The sequence below is a fragment of the Bacillus sp. Brlt_9 genome, assembly GCF_051948935.1.
GTDB lineage: Bacteria > Bacillota > Bacilli > Bacillales > Bacillaceae_G > Bacillus_A.
The window spans coordinates 829909-852718 of record NZ_JAYJLO010000002.1 but is presented as its reverse complement, the minus strand read 5'-3'; the positions used below and the strand labels follow the sequence as shown (position 1 = coordinate 852718).

Here is a 22810-nt window from a genome sequence, read left to right as displayed (position 1 = left end):
GTCCATTTCCTATCAATTATTGGGCTTTTGTATGCTCTGTGTGATCACATCCGCAAGATCCACATTTCCCGTAAAGTACCGTTACTTTTTCATCCTCGAAGTGTGCAATTGTACCTTCACAATCTTGACATACGATCGTTCCCATTTTTCATTTCCCCCTAAGTTTATAATCCCAAAAACTTTTGTAACCGCTTAACTTTCTGTCTTTATTTTAATATGTTATACTTTTTACGTCAATAGGTTTTTAGTATAACACATTAAATATTTCAAATTTAAATTAGTATGCGATATTCAAACAAAAAAACAGCCATATTTATAAGTACGACTGTTTCAGATTAATTATTCTTCATATTCAGCATGTAAAGAAGTAGATGGGACTAAAAATTTGAAGAACTGAGCTAGCTCTGCCGCTTCCTTTTCTGATCCTAATTTGAAAATTTCCTGTATATGTTGAACATTCTCTACATCATCTCGTCCAAGCAAAGTAGACTTTCCTGTTTGCATGCAAACAATGAGTGGCTTTCCAAAAAACATATTTGTATAAATAACACCAAAATCATAACGAGTATCATGTGTCATAAACCCCAAAAATCGTACCTTCACACTTTCATGCTCATCATACAATTTTTCAAACATCGATTTCCACCTTTCTCCATCACCTTTTATTTAGTATATTAAACAAAAAAAGTAATACTCCTTTTAATTGTCAAAAAATTCAGTAGGAGGTAGAATGATAGTATTCTACTAAGTTAGGGGGAACTTATATGCAACATGCCTTTATTACGCTTGTACCTAAATCCAATCTGCAATCTGTTTCAATAGATGATATAAAACAACTTTTTCATTACTATCAAACAATTACTTCCAAAACCGGTGTTCAAATTAATTACGCTTATACAAATACCGCTTTTCCTTATGAAATTTTAGATACATCAGCAACAACATTAAAACTACAATCTACTCACGATCGATATGACTCCATTTATATTGGTATCGGTATAGAAAAGGAACAGTCTTTTATTCAGATTTCTTTACCACCTAATGCAACATTTGGTGATAAAGGAAAAGCAAATGAATTTTGCCGTTTTCTAGCGAAGAAATTAGAAGGAGAATTACGATTATTTAATGGAAGAACAATGTATTTTTATAAACGTTAATTTAAAAAATAGAAAATATGATTAAGAAAAATATGCAATTTGAACACGTAAGGAATAATGCCTGCTTTCTAATTTGCAATACAAAATATGCGATCACATATGCTAAATAAAGAAATACAAAAAATAGAATTACTTTATAATGCAACTTATCACCATTTGACAACGATAATACAACCGAAAAACCACTCCATAATAAAAAATGATAAAATATAACATGTAATCTTCTCATGGAACCTTCTCCTTTGACATGCTCTATTTTATTAATATATGGGATTATGTTTGAATCAATTACATATTATACGAAAGCATATGTGGCTTTTGAATTAATATATGTTCTAATCATTCAATTAAAGTATTATATATTCATTCGACAACTACATATAAAGACCTTGCAAGCCATTTTTACTAAAATAAAAAATAGCCCATCTCTTTAAATAAGAGATGGGCTATTTTCATTACTTAAATTATTTTACAATGTGAATTGGCATTCCAAGAGCAACTTCAGCTGCTTCCATTGTGATTTCACCTAATGTTGGGTGAGCATGGATTGTTTGAGCGATATCTTCTGCAGTCATTCCTGCTTCGATAGCTAAACCAATCTCAGAGATAATGTCAGAAGCGCCTGCACCTGCAACTTGAGCACCTACAAGAAGACCGTCTTCTTTACGTGTTACAAGTTGTAGGAAACCGTCAGTGCTGTTTAATGATAACGCACGACCGTTTGCAGCGAATGGGAACTTAGATACAGCTACTGTCATTCCTGCTTCTTCTGCTTGTTTCTTAGTGTAACCAACAGATGCTAATTCTGGATCAGTGAAGCATACTGCAGGAATTCCGATATAATCGATTGCTGATGCATGGCCACTAATTGCTTCAACAGCTACTTTACCTTCGTAAGAAGCTTTGTGAGCTAATGGTGGTCCAGGAACGATATCACCGATTGCATAGATGTTTGGTACGTTTGTACGACATTGCTCATCGATTTCGATGATGCCGCGGTCAGTCATTTTAACTCCAACTTGCTCAAGACCGATTTCTTGAGTGTTTGGACGACGACCTACAGTTACTAATACGTAATCTGCTTCTACAGTTTGGATTTCACCTTTAACTTCAAAGCTAACTTTTACGCCAGTTTCTGTTTCTTCAACGCCTTTAGCCATAGCTTTTGTATGGATATTAACGTTACCTTTCTTTTGAAGAGCACGTTTAACAACAGAGCTCATAGCTTTTTCGAAACCAGCTAAGATTTCGTCGCCAGCTTCTACTACAGTAACTTCTGTACCGAAGTTAGCATATGCAGTACCTAATTCCATACCGATGTAACCGCCGCCGATTACAACAAGTTTTTTAGGAATTTCAGGTAAGCTTAAAGCGCCTGTAGAGTTGATAACACGTTTAGAGTATTTGAATCCTGGAATTTCGATTGGTGTAGAACCAGTTGCAAGAACAGCATTTTTAAACGTATACGTTTGAGCTGCCTCTTCAGTCATTACGCGTAATGTGTTAGCATCTACGAAGTAAGCTTCACCGCGAATGATTTCAACTTTGTTACCTTTAAGAAGGCCTTCAACACCGCCAGTTAATTTCTTAACTACGCCGTTTTTCCATTCTTGAACTTTTGTAAAGTCAACTTTTACGTTCTCTGCAGTGATACCCATGTCATCAGAATGCATTGCATTCTCATAACGATGACCTGCATTGATTAACGCTTTTGAAGGAATACATCCAACGTTTAAGCATACGCCACCAAGGTTAGCTTTTTCAATAATTGCTACCTTTTGACCTAATTGTGCTGCACGAATTGCCGCAACGTATCCACCAGGACCTGCACCAACAACGACTGTATCTAATTCAATTGGGAAATCTCCTACTACCATTGTTATTACGCCTCCATTACTAATAATTGTGGGTCATTCAATAGACGTTTAATTTGGTTTAATGCTTTTTGAGCAGTTGCGCCGTCAATTAAACGATGGTCAAAGCTTAGAGATAATGCTAATACTGGAGCTGCAACGATCTCACCGTTTTTCACAACTGGCTTCTCAGCGATACGGCCGATACCAAGAATTGCTACTTCTGGGTGGTTGATAACTGGAGTGAACCATTGTCCACCTGCAGAACCAATGTTTGTAATTGTGCAAGAAGCACCTTTCATTTCAGCCGGAGCTAAACGACCTTCACGTGCTTTACCAGCAAGATCATTGATCTCGTTAGAAATTGTGAAGATAGACTTGCGATCTGTATCTTTAACAACTGGTACTAATAGACCTTTGTCTGTATCAGCTGCGATACCGATATTGAAGTAATGTTTATGAACTACTTCTTGAGAAGCATCATCTAAAGAAGTGTTTAACATTGGGTATTCACGTAATGCAGATGTTAAAGCTTTAACAACGTATGGAAGGTAAGTTAATTTAATACCTTTTTCAGCTGCAACAGCTTTGAACTTCTTACGGTGAGCAACAAGCTCAGTTACATCAACTTCATCCATTAATGTTACGTGAGGAGCTGTGTGCTTAGAGTTAACCATTGCTTTCGCAATCGCTTTACGGATACCACTCATTTTCTCACGAGTTTCTGGATATTCACCAGCTGGGATTGGTTGTGCTTTTGGTGCTTCTTCTTTCGCTGCTGCTGGAGTAGCTTCTACTGCTGCTGGAGCCTCAGTTGCTTCTACTGCTTGTCCACCATTTGCAAATGCATCGATGTCAGCTTTTACGATACGGCCGTTCTTACCAGAACCAGCTACTTTATGAATGTCTACGCCGTTTTCACGAGCATATTTACGAACAGATGGCATAGCGATTACGCGCTCATTTACTACTTCTGCAGTTGCTGCTGGAGTAGCTTCCGCTGCTGGAGCTTCTACTGCTGCTTCTTCAGCTTTTGGAGCTGCATCATGATCGTCACCTTTAAATTTAAGGTTTTCGTATCCAGGAGCATCAAATTTAATTAATGTATCTCCTACGATTGCAACTGTTCCTTCTTCTACAAGTACTTCAAGTACTTTACCTTTAACTGGAGAAGGGATTTCTACTACTGCTTTATCATTTTGTACTTCAAGAAGTACATCGTCTTCGTTTACTTCATCGCCTGGTTTAATAAACCATTTTACGATTTCACCTTCGTGGATACCTTCACCGATATCTGGTAGTTTAAATTCAAATGCCACGGAATTCAGCCCCCTGATTCATTTCATTATTATAGAATATGTACAAAAGAAACCAGCATGTGCTGATTTCTTTTGCACATGAAAAGCTAAAAATTAGAAGTTCATTACTTTGTTAACAGCTTCAACAATATCTTTATGGTTTGGTAACCATACGCTCTCAGCTTGAGAGAATGGGAATACTGTATCAGCAGCTGCAACACGTACAACTGGAGCTTCTAAGTTTAAGATTGCACGGTCGTTAATTTCCGCTACAACGTTAGCTGCAATACCAGCTTGTTTTTGTGCTTCTTGAACTACAACTACGCGGCCTGTTTTTTCAACAGAAGCGATGATTGTTTCGATATCTAATGGTTGAACTGTACGTAAGTCAACAACCTCTAAAGAGATACCTTCTTTTTCAAGTTCTTCAGCAGCTTTTAATGCAGCGTGAACCATAGCACCGTAAGCGATAACAGATACATCTGTACCTTCACGTTTGATATCAGCTTTACCTAAATCAATTGTGTATTCGCCTTCTGGTACATCTTGACGGAATGAACGGTACAATTTCATATGCTCTAAGTAGATAACTGGATCGTTGTCACGAATCGCAGAGATTAAAAGACCTTTTGCATCGTATGGAGTAGATGGAATAACAACTTTTAGACCAGGTTGTTGAGCCACTAATCCTTCTAAGCTATCAGCATGTAGTTCAGGAGTATGAACACCGCCACCGAATGGAGAACGAACTGTTACTGGAGCAGTCCAACGTCCACCAGAACGGTAACGCATACGAGCTAATTGACCAGAAATTGAATCCATTACTTCATATACGAAACCGAAGAATTGGATTTCTGGAACTGGACGGAAGCCTTCTAGTGCAAGTCCAACTGCAAGTCCACCAATACCAGACTCTGCAAGTGGAGTATCCATTACACGATCTTCACCGAATTCAGCTTGTAAACCTTCAGTAGCACGGAATACACCGCCGTTTACACCAACGTCTTCACCAAACACAAGTACGTTAGGGTCATTTTTCATTTCAACGCGTAAAGCATCAGTGATTGCTTGAATCATTGTCATTTGAGCCATGGCTTACTTCGACTCCTTTTCTTTGTAAATTTCATATTGTTCAGCTAAGTTGTAAGGCATTTTTTCGTACATGATTTCCATTAAATCAGTAACTTTTTGTTTTGGAGCTTGGTCAGCCTTAGCAATTGCTTGTTTGATATCTTCTTTTGCTTCTTCGATTACTTTCTCTTCAACTTCTTGAGACCATAGGCCTTTGTTTTCTAAGAATGCACGGAAGCGTACGATTGGATCTTTTTGTTCCCATTCGTTCTCGATATCTTTTGTACGGTAACGAGTTGGGTCATCACCAGCCATTGTATGTGGACCGTAACGGAATGTTAAAGTCTCGATTAAAGTAGGGCCTTCACCGTTTACTGCGCGCTCACGAGCGAAAGCAGTTGCTGCGTATACAGCTAATGGATCCATACCGTCTACTTGAATTCCGTAAATACCTGCTGCTACTGCTTTTTGTGCTACAGTTTTAGCTGCAGATTGCTTTTCTACTGGAGTAGAGATTGCATAACGGTTGTTTTGTACAACGAAGATTGCTGGAGCTTTGAATGCACCCGCAAAGTTCATACCTTCGTAGAAGTCACCTTGTGAAGCACCACCGTCACCAGTGTAAGTAATTGCAACAGATTTTTTGCCACGTAATTTCATACCTAACGCAACACCAGCAGTTTGGATGATTTGCGCACCGATGATGATTTGTGGAGCAAGTGCATTTACATTCTCAGGCATTTGGTTACCCATGAAATGTCCACGAGAGAATAAGAATGCTTGGTATAATGGTAAACCGTGCCATACTAATTGTGGCACATCACGATATCCTGGTAAGATGAAATCTTCTGCTTCAAGTGCGAAATGACTTGCTAATTGAGAAGCCTCTTGTCCAGCTGTTGGTGCGTAGAAACCTAAACGTCCTTGACGGTTTAAAGAAATAGAACGTTGATCTAGTACGCGAGTATACACCATACGGCGCATTAATTCTTTTAATTGATCATCAGATAATTCAGGCATAGCTGCTTCATTCACAACTTCGCCTTTTTCATTTAAAATTTGTAATGTCTCAAATTGAGCTGCGATAGCTTTCATTTGCTCATCAACATTAAATAGGGTCTTTTTTGTTTTAGTACCCATTCCGTTCACCTCTTCCTCTCTTGAACCATATTCTGAAACGCTTTCACTATCCATTGGCTAGACTGAAAACGCAACAATGTAAACCAACAAATTTATTTGTCGGTTGAGAATAATTTTGTGTACCTAACAATCTGTACTAATGTTTTTTCAGAAACATATTAATACAATCTTGATCACGTTTTTTAGTTTACAACTATTCTAATTACGATGTCAATTACTTTGGATACGTTTTTTTATAAATAATCTGCAGGTTTCTTCTACACAAACGTGTTTTTATTTTTCACATCTGTATTAGTAAGCATTAACCTACTGTTATATTATTCCCTTTTCAACTTGTTTTTTCTCTTAGAATAATATGTAAACGATTTAATTCTCTTTAGTTTTTCTCTCTTCTTAGCAAAAATATACAAACTCTTCTTCCTTTTATAGGTAATTACCCATACATTTCTACACTTCCCTCCATACATTATAGTAACCGCAGTATTAGCGGGAAATGATAAAGGAGGTCATCTCATGTACGGATATTCATATTGCTATCCAACTTGTTCATATCCTTCCTACGGTTATGGCGGTTCTTGTGGTGGGTCTGGACGCGGCTTCGCCTTAATCGTTGTGTTGTTTATTCTTTTAATTATCGTTGGTGCTGCTTGCATTCGCTAATGTAAAATGAAACAACTATGGAAAGAAACAGACGGCTCTGCCGTCTGTTTCTTTTTATTCCTACATAACCAATCTAGAATAAAATGCTTTCCAAAGTGCTTCCCCTTACTTGCCGATGACTTTTTCCAACTCCTTTGGTAGACTAAAGGAGAAAGGAGAGATTACATATGCTTACAATGAAAGATGTAATTCGCGAAGGAGATCCTATTTTGCGAAACGTTGCAGAAGAGGTAGTAATACCAGCGAGCGAAGAAGATACAAATACCCTTAAAGAAATGATTGAATTTGTAATAAATAGCCAAGATCCTGAAATGGCTGAAAAATATAGTTTACGCCCTGGAATCGGATTAGCGGCTCCGCAAATCGGTATTTCAAAGAAAATGATTGCGGTTCATGTAACAGATACGGACGGTACGTTATATAGTCATGCATTATTCAATCCAAAAATCATTAGCCATTCTGTTGAACGTACATATTTACAAAGTGGTGAAGGCTGTCTATCAGTAGACCGTGAAGTACCTGGTTATGTCCCTCGTTACACAAGAATTACAGTGAAAGCAACTTCTATCAACGGCGAAGAAGTAAAATTACGTTTAAAAGGTTTACCAGCAATTGTATTTCAACATGAAATTGACCATTTAAATGGTGTTATGTTCTATGACCACATTAATAAAGAAAATCCATTTGCCGCTCCTGACGATTCAAAACCTCTGGAGCGATAATAAAAAAGGCGGAAGATACTCTTCCGCCTTTTTTATCATCTGAAATAGATTCCATATTCACTTATAGTAATCCAGCCCATTTTAAACCATGGTATATACCATCTTCACTAACATCCTTTGTCACATGATTCGCAAGTTTTTTCAAGTCTTCATGACCATTCCCCATCACAATACCTGTTCCAACCGCTTCAATCATTTCTAAATCATTTAAGCCATCCCCAAATGCATACACTTGTTCACGGTTAAATCCCAATTTTTCAATGAATTTCTCAATCCCTTTTGCCTTAGAACCACCATTTGGAATAATATCCATTGAATACGCATGCCAGCGAATAAAATGAAAGTCTGGGTACTGATTTATAAACTTTTCTTCTTCATTTACTTCACAGAAAAGAAGTGTTTGATAAATATTACGCTTCTCATAAAAATCAGGTTCATATGCCGGATGCTCAAAGTTCAAGCTTCCAAAACCTTCTTTCACATAATCATGATATTCTACTGACGCCCTCATTTCTTGATGATCAAGATATACAAGTGGATACCCTTCTTGATTTGCAAACTGAGTAAACTTATGTAGAGCAGCTGGATGTAATGGGTTATTAAATACTACCTCATCTTCAAATACAACGTACTGTCCATTAAAACTAACATAATTATGGATATTAAGTTCCTTACGAATATCTTCAAACATAAATGGCGCACGCCCTGTCGCAATTGCTACATGCACACCTTTTTCTTGTAACTGTCTTATTGCATCTCTTGTAGATTGAGGTATCTTCTTATCATGATCTAATAATGTTCCATCAATATCAAAAAAGACAATTTTATCATTCATTTGTCAAAATCCTTTCTTTTTCTCTATATTCCTATTTTGATTATCGCTTTTCAAATTCTAAAAAAAAGTATAACATATTAAACATCTGTGAAGAAAGCGTTCACTTTCTGACCTTATTTATGAAACCTGCATATATATATTAGTAAAAAATGTGGATACTTGTTCGTATGAATTTTCTTTTCTATTCTTTCTCATACTATACCTATAACTAACGGCTACTAATCGTTACTATAGAATAACTTTCCCTGTATGAGAAAAGACAAGATTCAACATTCACTTTTGTCTTCTTTCTTATATCAGAGACGGTGTTTTCACTAGTACTATGCATGTTTTAAATAAGGAAAGGAAGGAGTAATCATGCTGAAGAAGCTGAAGAAAAAGCTCAAGCGTTATTTAAAAGATTTAGTCCGTAAAAAGACAATCGCTTAAATTGTGCCCATTTCGGGCTTTTTCTTCATTCTCATTCGAAAAAACATGAAAATCGTGACTGTTTGCTTTATAATAAGTAACAGATAATGCAAAACATAGACAAGGAGAGGTTTTCCAAATGATTTTTAAAGTATTTTATCAAGACAAATTGACTGAGGTTCCAGTACGTGAAAATACAAAAGTTTTATATTTAGAGGCTACGTCTGAAAAGGATGTTCGTAAGAAATTAAATAAGTTCGCATATAATATCGAGTTCGTTCAGTCTGTTACTGGCAATCATCTTGAATATGAAAAAGAAAACGCTGATTTAACATTAGCGGAAATCGTATAGTCATATGAAATTTCTAAAGAATGATCAAGCAGCCGTTTTTGCTTTAGGTGGACTTGGTGAAATCGGTAAAAATACATATGCTGTTCAATTTCAAGATGAAATTATTATCATTGATGCTGGAATTAAATTTCCAGAAGACGAACTCCTCGGAATCGATTATGTAATACCAGATTACACTTATTTTGTGCGAAACGAAGATAAAATTAAAGGATTATTCATTACACATGGTCACGAAGATCATATCGGTGGAATTCCTTACTTATTACGTCAAGTAAACATCCCGATTTATGGCGGAAAATTAGCAATTGCACTAATCAAAAACAAATTAGAAGAGCACGGATTACTTCGTAAAGCAAAGCTTTATGAAATTCAAGAAGATGATGTTATTAAATTTAAAAAGACATCTGTTTCCTTCTTCCGTACAACTCACAGTATTCCAGATTCATACGGAGTTGTTGTGAAAACACCTCAAGGACAAGTTGTTCATACTGGAGATTTCAAATTTGATTTCACACCAGTTGGTGAACCAGCAGACTTAACAAAAATGGCTGAAATCGGAAAAGACGGTGTACTCTGTCTCTTATCTGACAGTACAAACAGTGAAGTTCCAAACTTTACAATGTCTGAGCGCCGTGTTGGTGATAGTATTCAAGATATTTTCCGCAAAGTAGAAGGTCGTATTATCTTTGCAACCTTTGCATCAAATATCCATCGCTTGCAACAAGTTGTTGAAGCGGCTGTTGAAAACAATCGTAAAGTGGCTGTATTTGGCCGAAGTATGGAAGCAGCGATTGAAATCGGACAAAACCTCGGTTATATTCGCTGTCCGAAAGATACATTCATAGATACAGCTCAACTAAACCGCCTACCAGCTAATAAAGTTGTTATTTTATGTACAGGTAGTCAAGGTGAGCCAATGGCAGCACTTTCACGTATTGCCAATGGTACGCATCGTCAAATTCAAATCATTCCTGGCGACACAGTTGTTTTCTCTTCTTCACCAATCCCTGGTAATACAATTAGTGTAAGCCGTACAATTAACATGTTGTATCGTGCTGGTGCGGATGTAATCCACGGAAAACTGTCAAACATTCATACGAGTGGACATGGCGGCCAAGAAGAACAAAAACTAATGCTTCGCTTAATCAAGCCGAAATATTTCATGCCAATTCATGGTGAATATCGTATGCAACGCATGCATATGAAGTTAGCAAATGATTGTGGTATTCCAGAAGAAAATTGTTTCATCATGGATAATGGAGATGTTCTTGCTCTTCGTTCAGATGAAGCAAGCGTAGCTGGTAAAATCCCATCTGGCTCTGTCTATATTGATGGAAATGGCATTGGAGATATCGGTAATATCGTATTACGCGATCGTCGTATTCTTTCTGAGGAAGGACTTGTAATTGTAGTTGTAAGTATTGATATGAAAGAGTTTAAAGTTGCAGCAGGACCTGATATTATCTCACGTGGTTTCGTGTATATGCGCGAAAGTAGTGATTTAATTAATGATGCTCAAACATTAATTACAACTCATTTAGAAAAAGTAATGGAGCGCAAAACAACACAATGGTCTGAAATTAAAAATGAAATTACAGACACATTAGCACCATTCTTATATGAAAAAACGAAACGTCGTCCAATGATTTTACCAATCATTATGGAAATATAAGAAAAAGGACAATACCTTCATGGTATTGTCCTTTTCTCTTATCTTAAAAAGTGTTTAAAACGATCTACTTCATCGTCATGACCAATTACAATTAATATATCTCCCGCTTGAATATTTTCCGTAGCTCGAGGAGATACAATTACTTCTTTACCACGTTTAATTGCTACAATATTCAATCCAAACTTCGCACGAATATCTAATTCGATTAAAGAATGACCATCAATTTTTTTATTTGCAATAATCTCTACAATACTATGCTCATCTGAAAGCTCCAGATAGTCTAATACATTACTTGATGCAATATTATTAGCGATCCTTTTTCCCATATCACGCTCTGGGTGCACAATGTGATCTGCCCCTATTTTACTTAACACTTTTTCATGGTAATCATTTTGAGCTTTTACAGTAATATTTTTTACACCTAACTCTTTCAGAATTAATGTTGTTAAAATACTTGAATTTAAATTATCTCCAATAGCAACGACTACATGATCAAAATTACGAATACCAAGACTTTTTAATACCATCTCATCTGTTGAATCTGCAATTACAGCATGTGAAGCTATATTTGCAAACTCATTAATTTTATCCTCATCCGAATCAATTGCCATTACTTCCATACCTAATTGAGCGAGTTCTCGGCAAATACTTCCACCAAAACGTCCAAGCCCGATGACAGCAAATTCTTTCTCTTTTTCACCCACAGGAATTCCTCCAATAATATCGAATACTAAGTATTTTTATTGTAACATACTTTAGATTTGCTTCAAAAACCCGTATATGATTCTTATTTTTGTTTTTGCATATAAAAATACTGTTGTAAATAAAATGCGATACTGAAAATTAACATACCAAATACAAATATGTTTCCAAATGAACTAAATGTTTCAAAAACGAACAATAACGTTTCTTGTCCGAAGAAAGCAAATAATAGTTGGATAAACGCGAATAACAATGCCAATATGTAATGATGTTGATGGAATAAATAATGCGTTGCACCTAAAAAAGCGATAAACGAAATGATGAAAATCCACCAACTTTCCAAAAACAGTTGCCAATTCGTAAATTGATATCCATTTACTAATATCGCAATAATTCCTATAACCGCCATTGTCGGCACGCTCCATAACAATGCACGCCCTCTAAAGAAACGCGTACCCTTTACATCTCCTTTTTCATTTGCAATGTATGTTAGCACAACAGTACTTATATACAAAACAGAGAGTATTGTTAATACAATAATGAGCCAAAAATGTAACTGATAATATTCATGTTCTATATTCGTCACAATAGCAGCTAGCATGCATGGAATGAGCATTCCCGTCCAACCATCTACTTTTCTTTCATTCCAAAACACGGTGTTACCAATCCGTATACCTAACAACATAAAAATAATGATACCTAGTACAAATAATGTTGTTTTATTCCCTACTAAACTCGTCGAGAAAGCAATTAACCCAATAAATAAAAAGAGCACAAATCCATTCATAATTTCTAATACAGGTGATAAATATCTCTTCACCCATTTATATGTCTCGTCATATTCGTGATTATCTACTAAACGGTAGGCATAAAAACTTATCCCAAAATAAACCGCCGCAATAATCACATACGCATATAAGACGAAACACAATATCGCACTGCTAATTTGCACGTAATTCCCCACCCTTTTTTCTATGTTTCACCTTGATTTTACACACTTTCTACACAAAATGTAAACATATATAAGCTAGTTAACTAATCATCTTCTCAATAAGCGATAATGAATAATGAGCAGTGGCTCAAAACCACTGCTCATTATTTTATCCATTTGTATGCCGCTGTGCATCCAAAACAAATGTGAAAGACCTTTCCATCCTTGAACTAATAAGTACCCACTTTAAATTGTTGCAAAGTTGGCAAGCGAGTTCACTTTCTAGTTCCCTTCCACTTCACATATTGATCTAAAAATACGATAGCTTTCTCGATCGCCTCTTCATCTGGTTTTAATTTCGCGTGATGTAAACCATATTCTGAATTTACCCCAAGCCAAAACATAAATCCAGGAATCTCTTGAAGCATATAACCAAAATCTTCACCTGTCATTGCCTCAGTACATGTAATGACATTCATATCAGTTTGTTCACTTACGAACTGCATAAACTCTCTCGTTAATGCTTCATGGTTATATACTTGATGATACATCGCTCCGTAGTCAATCACCGCTTCACATTGGAAGGAAGCTTCTATACCTGCAACAATTGCCTCAATCCTACTTTTCACACGACTCATTGATTCCACTGATAACGTTCGAATCGTTCCTTCTAACCGAGACTTTTCTGCTATGATATTTTGAACTGTACCACCTGTTATTTTTCCGATTGTAATTACTGCACTATCAAGAGGATTCACATTACGACTAATAACGGATTGCAGTTGTGTAACAAGATGACTTGCAGCAACAATCATATCATTGGCAGTATGAGGGTAGGCTGCATGTCCACCTTTCCCTTTTAAATCAACATATAACTCCGATGTATTCGCAAATAATAGCCCCTCTTTTGTGGCGATTGTTCCTACAGGGTATTCAGGTGCAATATGAAGGCCGAGAATTACATTTGGCTTCCATTCTTTTAACTCTTCGCTCTCTAACATAGGAAGAGCCCCTCCTGGCCCTTCTTCAGCTGGCTGGAATAGAAACACAAGGTCATCATCTATTCTTTCTGTTACAGCTGCTGTTAGAAGGCCTAAACCGATTGTTGTATGTACATCGTGTCCACATGCATGCATCATTCCTTCATGAATAGAAGCAAATTCATATCCAGTTTCTTCTGTAATTGGTAAACCATCTATATCTGCGCGATAACCGATAATTTTTTCTGGATTTTTTCCATTTACTTTAACAATGACACCCGTTTCCCATACTTTCACTTCTACATGTTCATTCGAAAGCGTTCCTATGTAATCTAAAATATACTGTTGTGTTTTCCACTCTTCAAATCCAATTTCCGGTATTTTGTGTAAGTCTCTACGAATTTGAATGAATTTGCTTACTACCATTTTTGCACCTCTATCTATAAAAAGCGTAAGAGCCCGTTTATGCCCTTACGCTTTTTTTGTTTTTATTTCTCTGGGTTTAATTGACGAAGCTCTTGCTTAATTTCAGTTTTCGCTTTTGTCTTCTCATCAATCTCTTTAATTACACGTGCTGGAGTACCCGCAACAACTGTATATGGAGGTACATCTTCTGTTACAACAGCTCCTGCTGCTACAACTGCACCTTTACCTACTGTAACTCCCTCTAACACAACTACGTTAGCACCAATTACAACATCATCTTCAACGATAACTGGTTTTGCTGAAGGTGGCTCAATAACACCTGCAAGTACTGCACCAGCACCTACGTGACAGTTCTTACCAACAGTTGCACGTCCACCAAGAACTGCGTTCATGTCGATCATAGAACCTTCACCAATTACAGCACCGATATTAATTGTAGCATTCATCATAATAACAGCGTTGTCGCCGATTTCAACGTGGTCACGAATGATCGCGCCTGGCTCAATACGAGCTTTAATACCTTTTAAATCAAGCATTGGAATTGCAGAATTACGACGGTCATTTTCAACAACGTAATCAACAATGTTCTTGTTATTTTCATCAAGAATTGTCTTAATTTCAGACCATTCTCCAAATAATACACCAGACTTTTTATTTACAAATGCTTGTACCGTTTCAGGGAATGTTACTTCTTTTAAATCCCCTTTTATGTATACCTTTACAGGAGTTTTCTTTTCACTTTTTTGAATAAACGAAATAATTTCGTTAGCGTCCATCATTTTCATTCTTGTTGCCTCCTAAATCCATTTATAATGTTACTCTACCAAACGATAGAGCGAGTAGCAAGATAATAATCCTATTTTTCCATTTGAATTTCTTCTATAATTTCTAAAAATGCTTGCACTTGCTTCAATTGTCTAGCTGATTCACTCGTCAATAACCATGTTTCTCTCGTTAATTGCACAGGTGTCTTATACATATTTTCCTGCACTTCTTTTAAAACAGTAGAAGGTAAAAGAGCATAACCTATACCATTTAAAACGAGTTGTTTACAAGTCTCAATTTGATCAACGACAATTGTTCTCTTAGGTGGATTAGAAAATAATCCATACCACCAATTCTGTATTTGTCCATAATAAGTGGAATCACTTTTAAATTGAATAAAGGGTCTATTTGTTTCTTTTAACATCGAAATATCTTTTATTTCTTTATCCACTAAATAAAGTTCATCTTCAAATAATTGTTGCTTCTGACCTTTATATTCTTGTGTGCCCCTTAATATTGCAACATGAACGTCTCCTTCATAAAACTGCTTTTGTACTTCACTACTCCAGCCAGTAAACAGTGATATTTTCACAGAAGGATATTTATGCACGAACTTCTTCAAAACAGGAGGAAGCCAATATTGACCAATAACTGATGCAACAGCTATTTTTAACGTTCCGTGAGTTTCTGTTCTAAAAATAGCTAACTCACTTTTAATTTCCTCTTCCTTTTGTAGCATTTCTTTTGCATAATTTGCGACTTTTTCTCCTTCAGGTGTAATTGTCAATCCTTTTTGCGAACGAATAAAAAACTTCATTCCCCATTGTTTCTCCATAGATTGTAATCGTTGACTAAGCGCAGGTTGTGAAACAAATAAACGTTCCGCCGCTTTTCTCATATTTGATTCCTGTGCTAACACAACCATCATTTGAAAATCATCAATTTGCAACTTTCTCCCTCTTTCCTTAGCTTCCATACACCTTATCTCAATAAGCTTTTCATCCTTAATTTAACTACTTACTCTTATATTTTTTATCTTTTTAAATATAATACATACACAACTGATATGCACGAAAAAAAAAGTGACTTCTCCGCTTCTATGAAGTCACTTTTCTCACATTATCGATTATGTTGTCTTACTTTTTTATTCAACAATTTTAAAATCGCTCGACGTGTTAAAATCCCCTCAAAATATCCCTCTTCATTTACAGCGCAAATAAAAGGATGATCAATTGTCATTTCTAATGCTTTTGCAAAGGAATCTTCTAACTTAAGAACCGGAATATCTTCCTTCATCACCTGTTCTACCTTCATTTCGTCAAGTCTTTCAAACTCAATGCGTTCTAACCCTAACATACCGTCTAAAATCATAGCAGTACTAATTAACCCATGTAATTTGTACATCGGGTCTAAAACAGGTATCGCCGAATATCCAGATTTCACAAGTACGAGTAAAGCATGCTCTAAGCCATTCCCTATTTGAACGTGTGCTACTTTTTCTGATGAAATCATTAAATCTTTCACAAAAATTTGTTGAAACTCGTCTTTTGGAATACTAATCATATTACATCCCCCATTTTCCTGCTTATAATCACCGGCTCTATTCACATTTTATGACAGCGTTTTCATATTATTATTTTGTCCTTACATTATTTCAGGAAAAAACAAAATTACACAGCTATTTTAGCATACAACACAAAAAAAAGACTACCATTCAGGTAGCGCTTAATACCCTTTATTTTTTAATCTGTAAAATAACCTTGTGATTTTTTTATATTGCATCACATCTGTCTTTTTTAAACCATTCTCAATATCTGTAAGTTCCACAGCTAAAATTTCACTCGCATAATTTTGCTGAAATAAAATATCTAGTAACAAACTTTCCTCTTCTTCTGTTAAAACAAAATCCCTTTTCATATACCCCTCTCCTTATACTCGCATCGTTACCCTTATTATATAAAATTTTCAGCCTATTTAATAGATGTAATATTCAGTTTTTAGTGAGAGATATATAAAAATTATTTTTATTTCGTATATCGATTTGCATAACTAAACGCAGCATAAGCATCTGGCTTAATTTTTGCAGTTAATCCCATCGCTTGAATTTTCGCTGTCATATCTAGAATAAATTCTTTTGTTAAACCATCATTTCCGATATCTAAGTGAATTTCCATTATAAATCCAGCCCCATCTTGGGCGTATGGATGCAATAAATCCCATATTGTTTGTATATGATTTGGAGTAAATAAGCAGGCAATTTCTTGACTAAACTGCGTTTCTAAATATATCTTCTCACGTAAAGTTGCTGGCTTATCTTTTACTGATTGATGGTGTAAACATCCCCAGGCTCCTTTTCCAACGCGATGAATATGAATTGCCGTAATAAATCTCGTATCCTTTTGATGTGCTTGTGAGTCTGTCCCAATGGATAAGCGATATAAATTTCGTGGATCCTTTTCAATGAAATTACAAATACGGGTAAAGACCATATCAAAATTTAAATGTCTCTCTGAAACATTATAAAATTTATGTTCACCGGCCACATAGTCACGTCCTTTCAATTAGACAGACTTTTCGTATTCTCATTGTATGGGACAAAAATAAAAATTATAACTTCCTATCCTTTATTCGTTTCAATATTCCGAATTGCATAACGGCAAACTTGGCACGTATAAATTACATTTTGATTTGATTGAGCCGTTAATACGTGAATAATCTCAGCAGCATTGTGACAATTAGGACAAATGACAACTGGTAAACGTTCCATACAACACACCTCCTCATTATGTTTGTCTCCCAATTTACTATCCGTAAACATCAAATTGGTGATAGCTACTATATCAGTGTGGAAATAAGAATCTCTACTGATTACAATTTCACTTTATTACCATTGTAGGAAAAATGAAAACTCCCTATACATATATGCTAAAAAGTAATAGAACTAAAAAAGGTGCTGCCATATGGCAACACCTTTTTTATATGTATCAAGAAATGATATCGTAAATCTCAATTGCAACCATGTCGATATTATCGAATTGATACACTTGAGGTTTTTCACCTTGTTGATACACTTCTAACTCATACATTTCACTTTTATCGAAAAATTTCACGCTACATTTGCGCTCACCGTTCACTTCAAAATAGCGTTGTGCTACTTCACCGCTTTCAGCTTGTTCTTGTAGACTAACAAGTCGAGTTAAAATTCCTTGGAGTAGAGACATGAAATCTCTCCTTTCTCTGATCTTCCTACCAATAGGTTTTACAGCTATACTCATTCTATCCGTCATAACAGAAAAAATGTTCCACACTCTAGGATAAAGGTTATTGGCCAGAAACTCAACTAAAAATTTGTCGAAATACGAAGGAAAAAACAGAAAGAACATCTTTTCCCTTCTTTATTGCGATTTTTATACTGGAAGAATATAATAAAAAACAGTAAAAAGGAGGAATTACAATGAAAAAAATTGAGGTTTACACACAACCTGATTGTCCGCCATGTGTCATTGTGAAAGAATTTTTAAAACATAATAACGTTGTATATGAAGAATTTGACGTAAAAAAAGACGCCGCTGCACGCAATCGTCTTTTATATGACTATGATTCTTATTCAACTCCAACGGTTGTAATTGACGGAAAAGTTGTTGCTGGTTTTCAAATTGAAAAATTACAACAACTCCTCAATCTAGAATAGGAATAGGTAAAGACCTATTCCTATTCTTATCCCGCTATTTTTTAGAAGTAAACATCCAATTGTGGCGGGTTAATACTCAGCGTGATACGTCCTCTACTATTGAAAGTTTCACTTTATAACTGTTGTAACCTTTTTATTTCACTTAAAAGTTCTTGGGTTTCATGATATCCAGCCAATTTCCATTTCCCTTGATCTCTTTGCAATGTAACAATTTGATATTGTCCACTTTTCGCCCGCTCATATACATATAAAATTTTATGCTCTTCATCATATGCCATTTTCGTTTCTGAATTAAAAGAAAATGGTGCTTCTTTTGCTGGAAGTAAATATTCACTACTTTGTTTATCACTTCTACTATTTTCATCTGTAAATACTTGAAGGAAATTCTCTGTAAAATATGGTGATAATGTTTCTATCATCTTATTCATCGGCAAATGCTTCCCACGAAGTGAAAATTGGGTTTCATATCCCTTTTGTATCGTTGTATACACTTCTTTCCGATCGACTTTCACTTCCTCTTTTCCTAAAACAGTTGTAACACTATAACCAACTAGAAAGGCAACGCATACAAATAGAACTAACCATATTCCATATTTCCTCATTTTTTCACCTTCCTTTTAAGAAAACTTGTCTTTGTAGTATTCATTGTAACAATGATTATGCAAAGAAAGGGCTGATTTCGTTCGTAAAATCTTTACAACGATAGACAGCATTTTTAGCACCATTTTCACTATTACCAATTTATGATAAAAACAAACAAAAAATGCACGAATCTCTTCGTGCATTAAAATAAAACATCCTCTTCATATAAATATTCATACGATAAATCTATAAATAAAAAGTTTTCATCATCAATCGGGAAAGAAAATGTTCGTACCATCTCACCGGTTTCAATATCAGCATATAAATCTGAAAGTCTTGCCTTATTCTCAAAGCGCATTTTCATAATATTTTCTAGAAAATACGGACGCCAACTCCAGTTCTTCATATAATACTCAGGCATCACAATCCATTCCCCATCTTTTTTCATAACGTTTCCTGATTGTTGAAAACCATCTTCGTTACAAATAAATATGCGAAAACTACATTGTGATACACTTTGGCTAAATTGTAATAACCAATCATTTATATCTTCATTCTTTTTCTGTTTCGCTAAAACATCACCGATTCGGTCACGTAACATTTCTGTTAAATTATAAATTTTTTGTAACTTCTTCTTCTCATGTTGAATAAATTGATGGCACTCATTACCAAGTCGTTCTTTCAAAACGTTCTTTTCAATAAAATCAGGTAAGCATTCTTTCAAATAATTCCCTTGATAGTATCTACCACCGTTTTTCCAAGCGTATTGCAGTTGGTAAAAAGCATCTATTTCTTCATATAACAATGTTGCACCAATTCTTCTAGCAAGTAATGATAAAGAATATAAAATATCTTGATAAGATTGTAAAAGTGCGGTTTGCCTTAAGTTTGTTAAATCTACTTTTAAAATATCCGGTGCTAACACGCTAATTCGTTCTAAATTACTTGTACCCGTTCCGACTTTATTAATCGAAATTTGAATACCATATGTACGATAATACATAAGCAAATGATTAAATTGCTCTATATCTTCTTTACATTCATGTTCTGTAATCTCTAAAACAATGTGTTTCAAATTTAATCCTTGCTCTTCATACATCAATAAAAGTTGCAGTAAACTTTCATCATCATCGTTCATTAATACATTCGCATTCCGATGTATAAATAATAATAATTTTTGATCACTTTCCAAATAACGATTTAAAGCTTTTTCTACTATAATGTTGTCCGCTTCCAGTTGAAACTCACTTGGAATAGAATCATCATGAAAGAAAGAAGCTAAACTTTGTATGCCCTCTTCTGTTTGAATACGCCCTACTACTTCATATCCAATTACAGTATGCTCATCAGCACTAAAAATAGCTTGATAATAAGGAAGGACTTTATCCAAGTTACTCATTACATCTAATGCATCTATCAACGTGCTTCCCTCCCTTTACTTTTCAAAAATTATAACATGATATTTACGGAAAAATAATAAAAAATCCCTTCAGTTTTCCTGAAGGGATTAGAGGGGTAAAATGCTAAGGGGAATTAGCAATTCTACTATGAAGAAAAAAGAGGTCTTAAATATAACTTATATATGACCTCTTGTAAACACTTTTCTTTCATATGTCACAATTCCGTCACATTTAACCGTAAAAAAACGAATCAAACATTTATTCTCTCATCCCTTTTAAAATGGATATTGATGTAAATGTTGTCCTCCATCCATTGTCATGCAAGTTCCATTTATGTACGCAGCTTCATCTGAACATAAATAATAAGCTAGACCTGCAATTTCTTCTGGCGTACCCAGTCTTCCAAGCGGAACACTTTGTATCGTACGCTTAGCCATTTCTTCTGAAATCCATAATTTATCAGCACCGCCCGTACGTTCAATCGGTCCTGGCGCGATCGCGTTAACTCGTATTCCATATTTACGTCCCCACTCAACAGCGAGTGTCTTCGTCATTGCTAATACTCCAGCCTTTGCTGCAGCCGAATGAATAACTCCCGGACCCGCATCCCATGCATATGTTGCTACCATGTTAATGATATTTCCTTTTATACCTTTTTCAATCCAATATTTCCCGACAGCATGGCTACAGTAAAATGTACCGTTTAACACAATATTAATGACTGAATTCCAGCCATTAACAGATAAATCTTCTGCTGGACAAATAAAGTTGCCAGCTGCATTGTTTATTAAAACATCAATTCGACCAAACTTCTCATCAATCTGTTCTATCATTTTCTGAATTTCATCCGTATTTCTTACATCCATTTGTACAGGTAATATTTGCCCTGGAAATTGTTCAATTTCCAACTTTGTTTCCTCTAGCTTTTCCTTTGTACGTCCTGTAATAACAACTCGTGCCCCTTCTTTTGCAAAACGAGTTGCCATTCCTTTTCCCATTCCGCTCGATCCACCTGTTATAATAACTACCTTTTCTTTCACATACATCCCCTCCAAAAAATGAATACACATTCATTTTATCATTTTATTTAATAGAAATCTTTATATTTTTAAACTTTTCTGATATTTTAACGTAAAGAGGTTTCTTTTCACTCGTTTTTTCGTAATCTATACTACTTTTATATTATTTAAAATATATTTTAAATAAACTGAAAGGAGATTTGAGTAACCTATAAACGAAACGAACATATGTAATATAAATCAAATAGGTATACTCATATTTTTATGAAGAAAATTACAAGAAGAGATTTTTTAAAAACTGGCATACGCACTTGTTTATATTCATTTATAACAACTAGCATCGGATACTATTACGCTAAATATATTGAGCCTCATTTACTTTCTTTTACAGAACATACACTTAAATCACAACTCATACCAAAAGGTTTTCATGGTATGAAGATTCTTCAGTTTAGCGATTTACATCTCGGATACTATTTCTCTCTTCAACATTTATCTCACATCGTTTCTAAAATTAATGCTGTAAAACCCGATATTGTTCTTTTTACTGGTGATCTCATTGATAATTACCAAACATATACTGACACGCCTTTCGTTGCATCTATTTTAAAAAATATACAAGCACCCTTCGGTAAATTTTCTATTTATGGTAACCATGATCACGGCGGATATGGAACAGAATACTACGAGCACATCATGCGTGAATCTGGATTTGAACTATTACTAAATAGCGAAAAGAGAATTCGTCTACTGGATAATAGTGAAATTTCAATTTTCGGTCTTGATGATATACTACTAGGCAAACCAAAAATAGAGAAGACACTACAGCACGCGAAGCAAAACACTTATAACATTGTTCTTGTTCACGAGCCAGATATCGCACCGCAAATTGCTAAATATCCAGTTCACTTACAGCTTTCTGGTCATAGCCATGGCGGACAAGTACAAATTCCTTTTTTAGGCGCTATTATTACCCCCTCACTTGCTAAAAACTATGTTGAAGGTTTCTATACGATTCAAGATTTAGCTCTCTATGTCAATCGAGGTCTTGGAAGAACACGTGTCCCATTCCGATTTATGTCAAAACCTGAAATTACGATTTTCACGCTCCAACATTCGTAATAATTCGCCTATTTTCTTACATAA

Annotated in this window: 28 protein-coding genes; 7 read left to right on the top strand and 21 right to left on the bottom strand. The window is 35.4% G+C overall.

Annotated features, from left to right (window positions below):
• Positions 1 to 16: 16 nt before the first annotated feature.
• The gene (locus VF726_RS10795; protein ID WP_000536778.1) at positions 17 to 145 is read right to left on the bottom strand and encodes a GapA-binding peptide SR1P; all 129 of its coding nucleotides are present in this window, start codon (positions 143 to 145) and stop codon (positions 17 to 19) included.
• 194 nt (positions 146 to 339) lie between these two features.
• A complete protein-coding gene (locus VF726_RS10790; RefSeq protein WP_440167958.1) occupies positions 340 to 636 on the bottom strand; it encodes a DUF3055 domain-containing protein in 297 nt (98 codons plus the stop codon).
• A 128-nt stretch (positions 637 to 764) separates the two neighbouring features.
• On the opposite strand from VF726_RS10790, the gene VF726_RS10785 reads away from it, so the two are divergent.
• Positions 765 to 1157, top strand: a complete 393-nt coding sequence (locus VF726_RS10785) for a DUF1885 family protein (RefSeq protein ID WP_440167956.1) — start codon at positions 765 to 767, stop codon at positions 1155 to 1157.
• Between the two features lies 1 nt (position 1158).
• On the opposite strand, the gene VF726_RS10780 is transcribed toward VF726_RS10785, so the two are convergent.
• The 5 genes from VF726_RS10780 to pdhA form a co-directional block, all read right to left on the bottom strand.
• Positions 1159 to 1386 (bottom strand): hypothetical protein, encoded by a 228-nt coding sequence (locus VF726_RS10780; RefSeq protein ID WP_440167954.1) that lies wholly within the window; start codon positions 1384 to 1386, stop codon positions 1159 to 1161.
• Between the two features lie 235 nt (positions 1387 to 1621).
• The gene (lpdA, locus tag VF726_RS10775; RefSeq protein WP_166701960.1) at positions 1622 to 3034 is read right to left on the bottom strand and encodes a dihydrolipoyl dehydrogenase; all 1413 of its coding nucleotides are present in this window, start codon (positions 3032 to 3034) and stop codon (positions 1622 to 1624) included.
• A gap of 5 nt (positions 3035 to 3039) precedes the next feature.
• Complete coding sequence (gene pdhC, locus VF726_RS10770; RefSeq protein ID WP_440167953.1) at positions 3040 to 4329, bottom strand: pyruvate dehydrogenase complex dihydrolipoyllysine-residue acetyltransferase; 1290 nt, start codon at positions 4327 to 4329, stop codon at positions 3040 to 3042.
• Positions 4330 to 4422: 93 nt separating this feature from the next.
• A complete protein-coding gene (gene pdhB, locus VF726_RS10765; protein ID WP_000068166.1) occupies positions 4423 to 5400 on the bottom strand; it encodes a pyruvate dehydrogenase complex E1 component subunit beta in 978 nt (325 codons plus the stop codon).
• A 3-nt stretch (positions 5401 to 5403) separates the two neighbouring features.
• The gene (gene pdhA / locus VF726_RS10760) at positions 5404 to 6519 is read right to left on the bottom strand and encodes a pyruvate dehydrogenase E1 component subunit alpha (protein WP_000536893.1); all 1116 of its coding nucleotides are present in this window, start codon (positions 6517 to 6519) and stop codon (positions 5404 to 5406) included.
• 513 nt (positions 6520 to 7032) lie between these two features.
• Here pdhA and VF726_RS10755 point away from each other — a divergent pair.
• The gene (locus VF726_RS10755; protein ID WP_000274562.1) at positions 7033 to 7179 is read left to right on the top strand and encodes a YjcZ family sporulation protein; all 147 of its coding nucleotides are present in this window, start codon (positions 7033 to 7035) and stop codon (positions 7177 to 7179) included.
• Positions 7180 to 7346: 167 nt separating this feature from the next.
• Positions 7347 to 7901: a peptide deformylase gene (gene def, locus VF726_RS10750; RefSeq protein ID WP_000957055.1), complete on the top strand. Its 555-nt coding sequence runs from the start codon at positions 7347 to 7349 to the stop codon at positions 7899 to 7901.
• 61 nt (positions 7902 to 7962) lie between these two features.
• On the opposite strand, the gene VF726_RS10745 is transcribed toward def, so the two are convergent.
• On the bottom strand, positions 7963 to 8736 hold the full coding sequence (locus VF726_RS10745; protein ID WP_440167948.1) for a Cof-type HAD-IIB family hydrolase: 774 nt from the start codon (positions 8734 to 8736) through the stop codon (positions 7963 to 7965).
• A gap of 547 nt (positions 8737 to 9283) precedes the next feature.
• Here VF726_RS10745 and VF726_RS10740 point away from each other — a divergent pair.
• Together VF726_RS10740 and rnjA are read left to right on the top strand one after the other, a co-directional pair.
• Positions 9284 to 9496, top strand: coding sequence for a DNA-dependent RNA polymerase subunit epsilon (locus VF726_RS10740; RefSeq protein ID WP_440167946.1), 213 nt, complete (start codon positions 9284 to 9286; stop codon positions 9494 to 9496).
• A gap of 4 nt (positions 9497 to 9500) precedes the next feature.
• Positions 9501 to 11168 carry a ribonuclease J1 gene (gene rnjA / locus VF726_RS10735; RefSeq protein ID WP_000670370.1) on the top strand — a complete coding sequence of 556 codons (1668 nt, stop codon included), beginning with the start codon at positions 9501 to 9503 and terminating at the stop codon, positions 11166 to 11168.
• A gap of 38 nt (positions 11169 to 11206) precedes the next feature.
• On the opposite strand, the gene VF726_RS10730 is transcribed toward rnjA, so the two are convergent.
• The 10 genes from VF726_RS10730 to VF726_RS10685 form a co-directional block, all read right to left on the bottom strand.
• Positions 11207 to 11872 carry a potassium channel family protein gene (locus VF726_RS10730; RefSeq protein WP_000504032.1) on the bottom strand — a complete coding sequence of 222 codons (666 nt, stop codon included), beginning with the start codon at positions 11870 to 11872 and terminating at the stop codon, positions 11207 to 11209.
• An 83-nt stretch (positions 11873 to 11955) separates the two neighbouring features.
• On the bottom strand, positions 11956 to 12822 hold the full coding sequence (locus VF726_RS10725) for a cytochrome C oxidase assembly protein (protein ID WP_097840552.1): 867 nt from the start codon (positions 12820 to 12822) through the stop codon (positions 11956 to 11958).
• A 254-nt stretch (positions 12823 to 13076) separates the two neighbouring features.
• The gene (locus tag VF726_RS10720) at positions 13077 to 14207 is read right to left on the bottom strand and encodes an N-acetyldiaminopimelate deacetylase (RefSeq protein ID WP_440167942.1); all 1131 of its coding nucleotides are present in this window, start codon (positions 14205 to 14207) and stop codon (positions 13077 to 13079) included.
• A 62-nt stretch (positions 14208 to 14269) separates the two neighbouring features.
• Positions 14270 to 14992: a 2,3,4,5-tetrahydropyridine-2,6-dicarboxylate N-acetyltransferase gene (gene dapD, locus VF726_RS10715; RefSeq protein ID WP_048530722.1), complete on the bottom strand. Its 723-nt coding sequence runs from the start codon at positions 14990 to 14992 to the stop codon at positions 14270 to 14272.
• Positions 14993 to 15063: 71 nt separating this feature from the next.
• On the bottom strand, positions 15064 to 15948 hold the full coding sequence (locus tag VF726_RS10710) for a LysR family transcriptional regulator (protein ID WP_002003406.1): 885 nt from the start codon (positions 15946 to 15948) through the stop codon (positions 15064 to 15066).
• Between the two features lie 143 nt (positions 15949 to 16091).
• Positions 16092 to 16535 (bottom strand): cyclic-di-AMP-binding protein CbpB, encoded by a 444-nt coding sequence (gene cbpB, locus VF726_RS10705; RefSeq protein ID WP_048530727.1) that lies wholly within the window; start codon positions 16533 to 16535, stop codon positions 16092 to 16094.
• Between the two features lie 162 nt (positions 16536 to 16697).
• Positions 16698 to 16889 (bottom strand): antirepressor AbbA, encoded by a 192-nt coding sequence (abbA, locus tag VF726_RS10700; protein WP_000817428.1) that lies wholly within the window; start codon positions 16887 to 16889, stop codon positions 16698 to 16700.
• A 107-nt stretch (positions 16890 to 16996) separates the two neighbouring features.
• Positions 16997 to 17515 (bottom strand): ribonuclease H-like YkuK family protein, encoded by a 519-nt coding sequence (locus VF726_RS10695; protein WP_000896650.1) that lies wholly within the window; start codon positions 17513 to 17515, stop codon positions 16997 to 16999.
• A 74-nt stretch (positions 17516 to 17589) separates the two neighbouring features.
• Positions 17590 to 17739, bottom strand: coding sequence for a hypothetical protein (locus tag VF726_RS10690; RefSeq protein ID WP_440167938.1), 150 nt, complete (start codon positions 17737 to 17739; stop codon positions 17590 to 17592).
• A gap of 217 nt (positions 17740 to 17956) precedes the next feature.
• Complete coding sequence (locus VF726_RS10685; protein WP_000055151.1) at positions 17957 to 18193, bottom strand: YkuJ family protein; 237 nt, start codon at positions 18191 to 18193, stop codon at positions 17957 to 17959.
• 233 nt (positions 18194 to 18426) lie between these two features.
• Here VF726_RS10685 and VF726_RS10680 point away from each other — a divergent pair, with 233 nt between their 5' ends.
• On the top strand, positions 18427 to 18663 hold the full coding sequence (locus tag VF726_RS10680) for a glutaredoxin family protein (RefSeq protein WP_440167935.1): 237 nt from the start codon (positions 18427 to 18429) through the stop codon (positions 18661 to 18663).
• A 113-nt stretch (positions 18664 to 18776) separates the two neighbouring features.
• Here the strand turns inward: VF726_RS10680 and VF726_RS10675 are convergent, their stop codons facing one another.
• The 3 genes from VF726_RS10675 to fadH form a co-directional block, all read right to left on the bottom strand.
• Positions 18777 to 19265 carry a DUF3993 domain-containing protein gene (locus tag VF726_RS10675; RefSeq protein ID WP_440167933.1) on the bottom strand — a complete coding sequence of 163 codons (489 nt, stop codon included), beginning with the start codon at positions 19263 to 19265 and terminating at the stop codon, positions 18777 to 18779.
• A gap of 182 nt (positions 19266 to 19447) precedes the next feature.
• Positions 19448 to 20665, bottom strand: a complete 1218-nt coding sequence (locus VF726_RS10670) for an EAL domain-containing protein (RefSeq protein WP_166701954.1) — start codon at positions 20663 to 20665, stop codon at positions 19448 to 19450.
• 255 nt (positions 20666 to 20920) lie between these two features.
• Entirely contained in the window at positions 20921 to 21685 is a 765-nt protein-coding gene (gene fadH / locus VF726_RS10665; protein ID WP_440167930.1) for a 2,4-dienoyl-CoA reductase, read from the bottom strand.
• 243 nt (positions 21686 to 21928) lie between these two features.
• Between fadH and VF726_RS10660 the strand changes: the two genes are divergently transcribed.
• Positions 21929 to 22786, top strand: coding sequence for a metallophosphoesterase (locus VF726_RS10660; RefSeq protein WP_440167928.1), 858 nt, complete (start codon positions 21929 to 21931; stop codon positions 22784 to 22786).
• Positions 22787 to 22810: the final 24 nt, after the last annotated feature.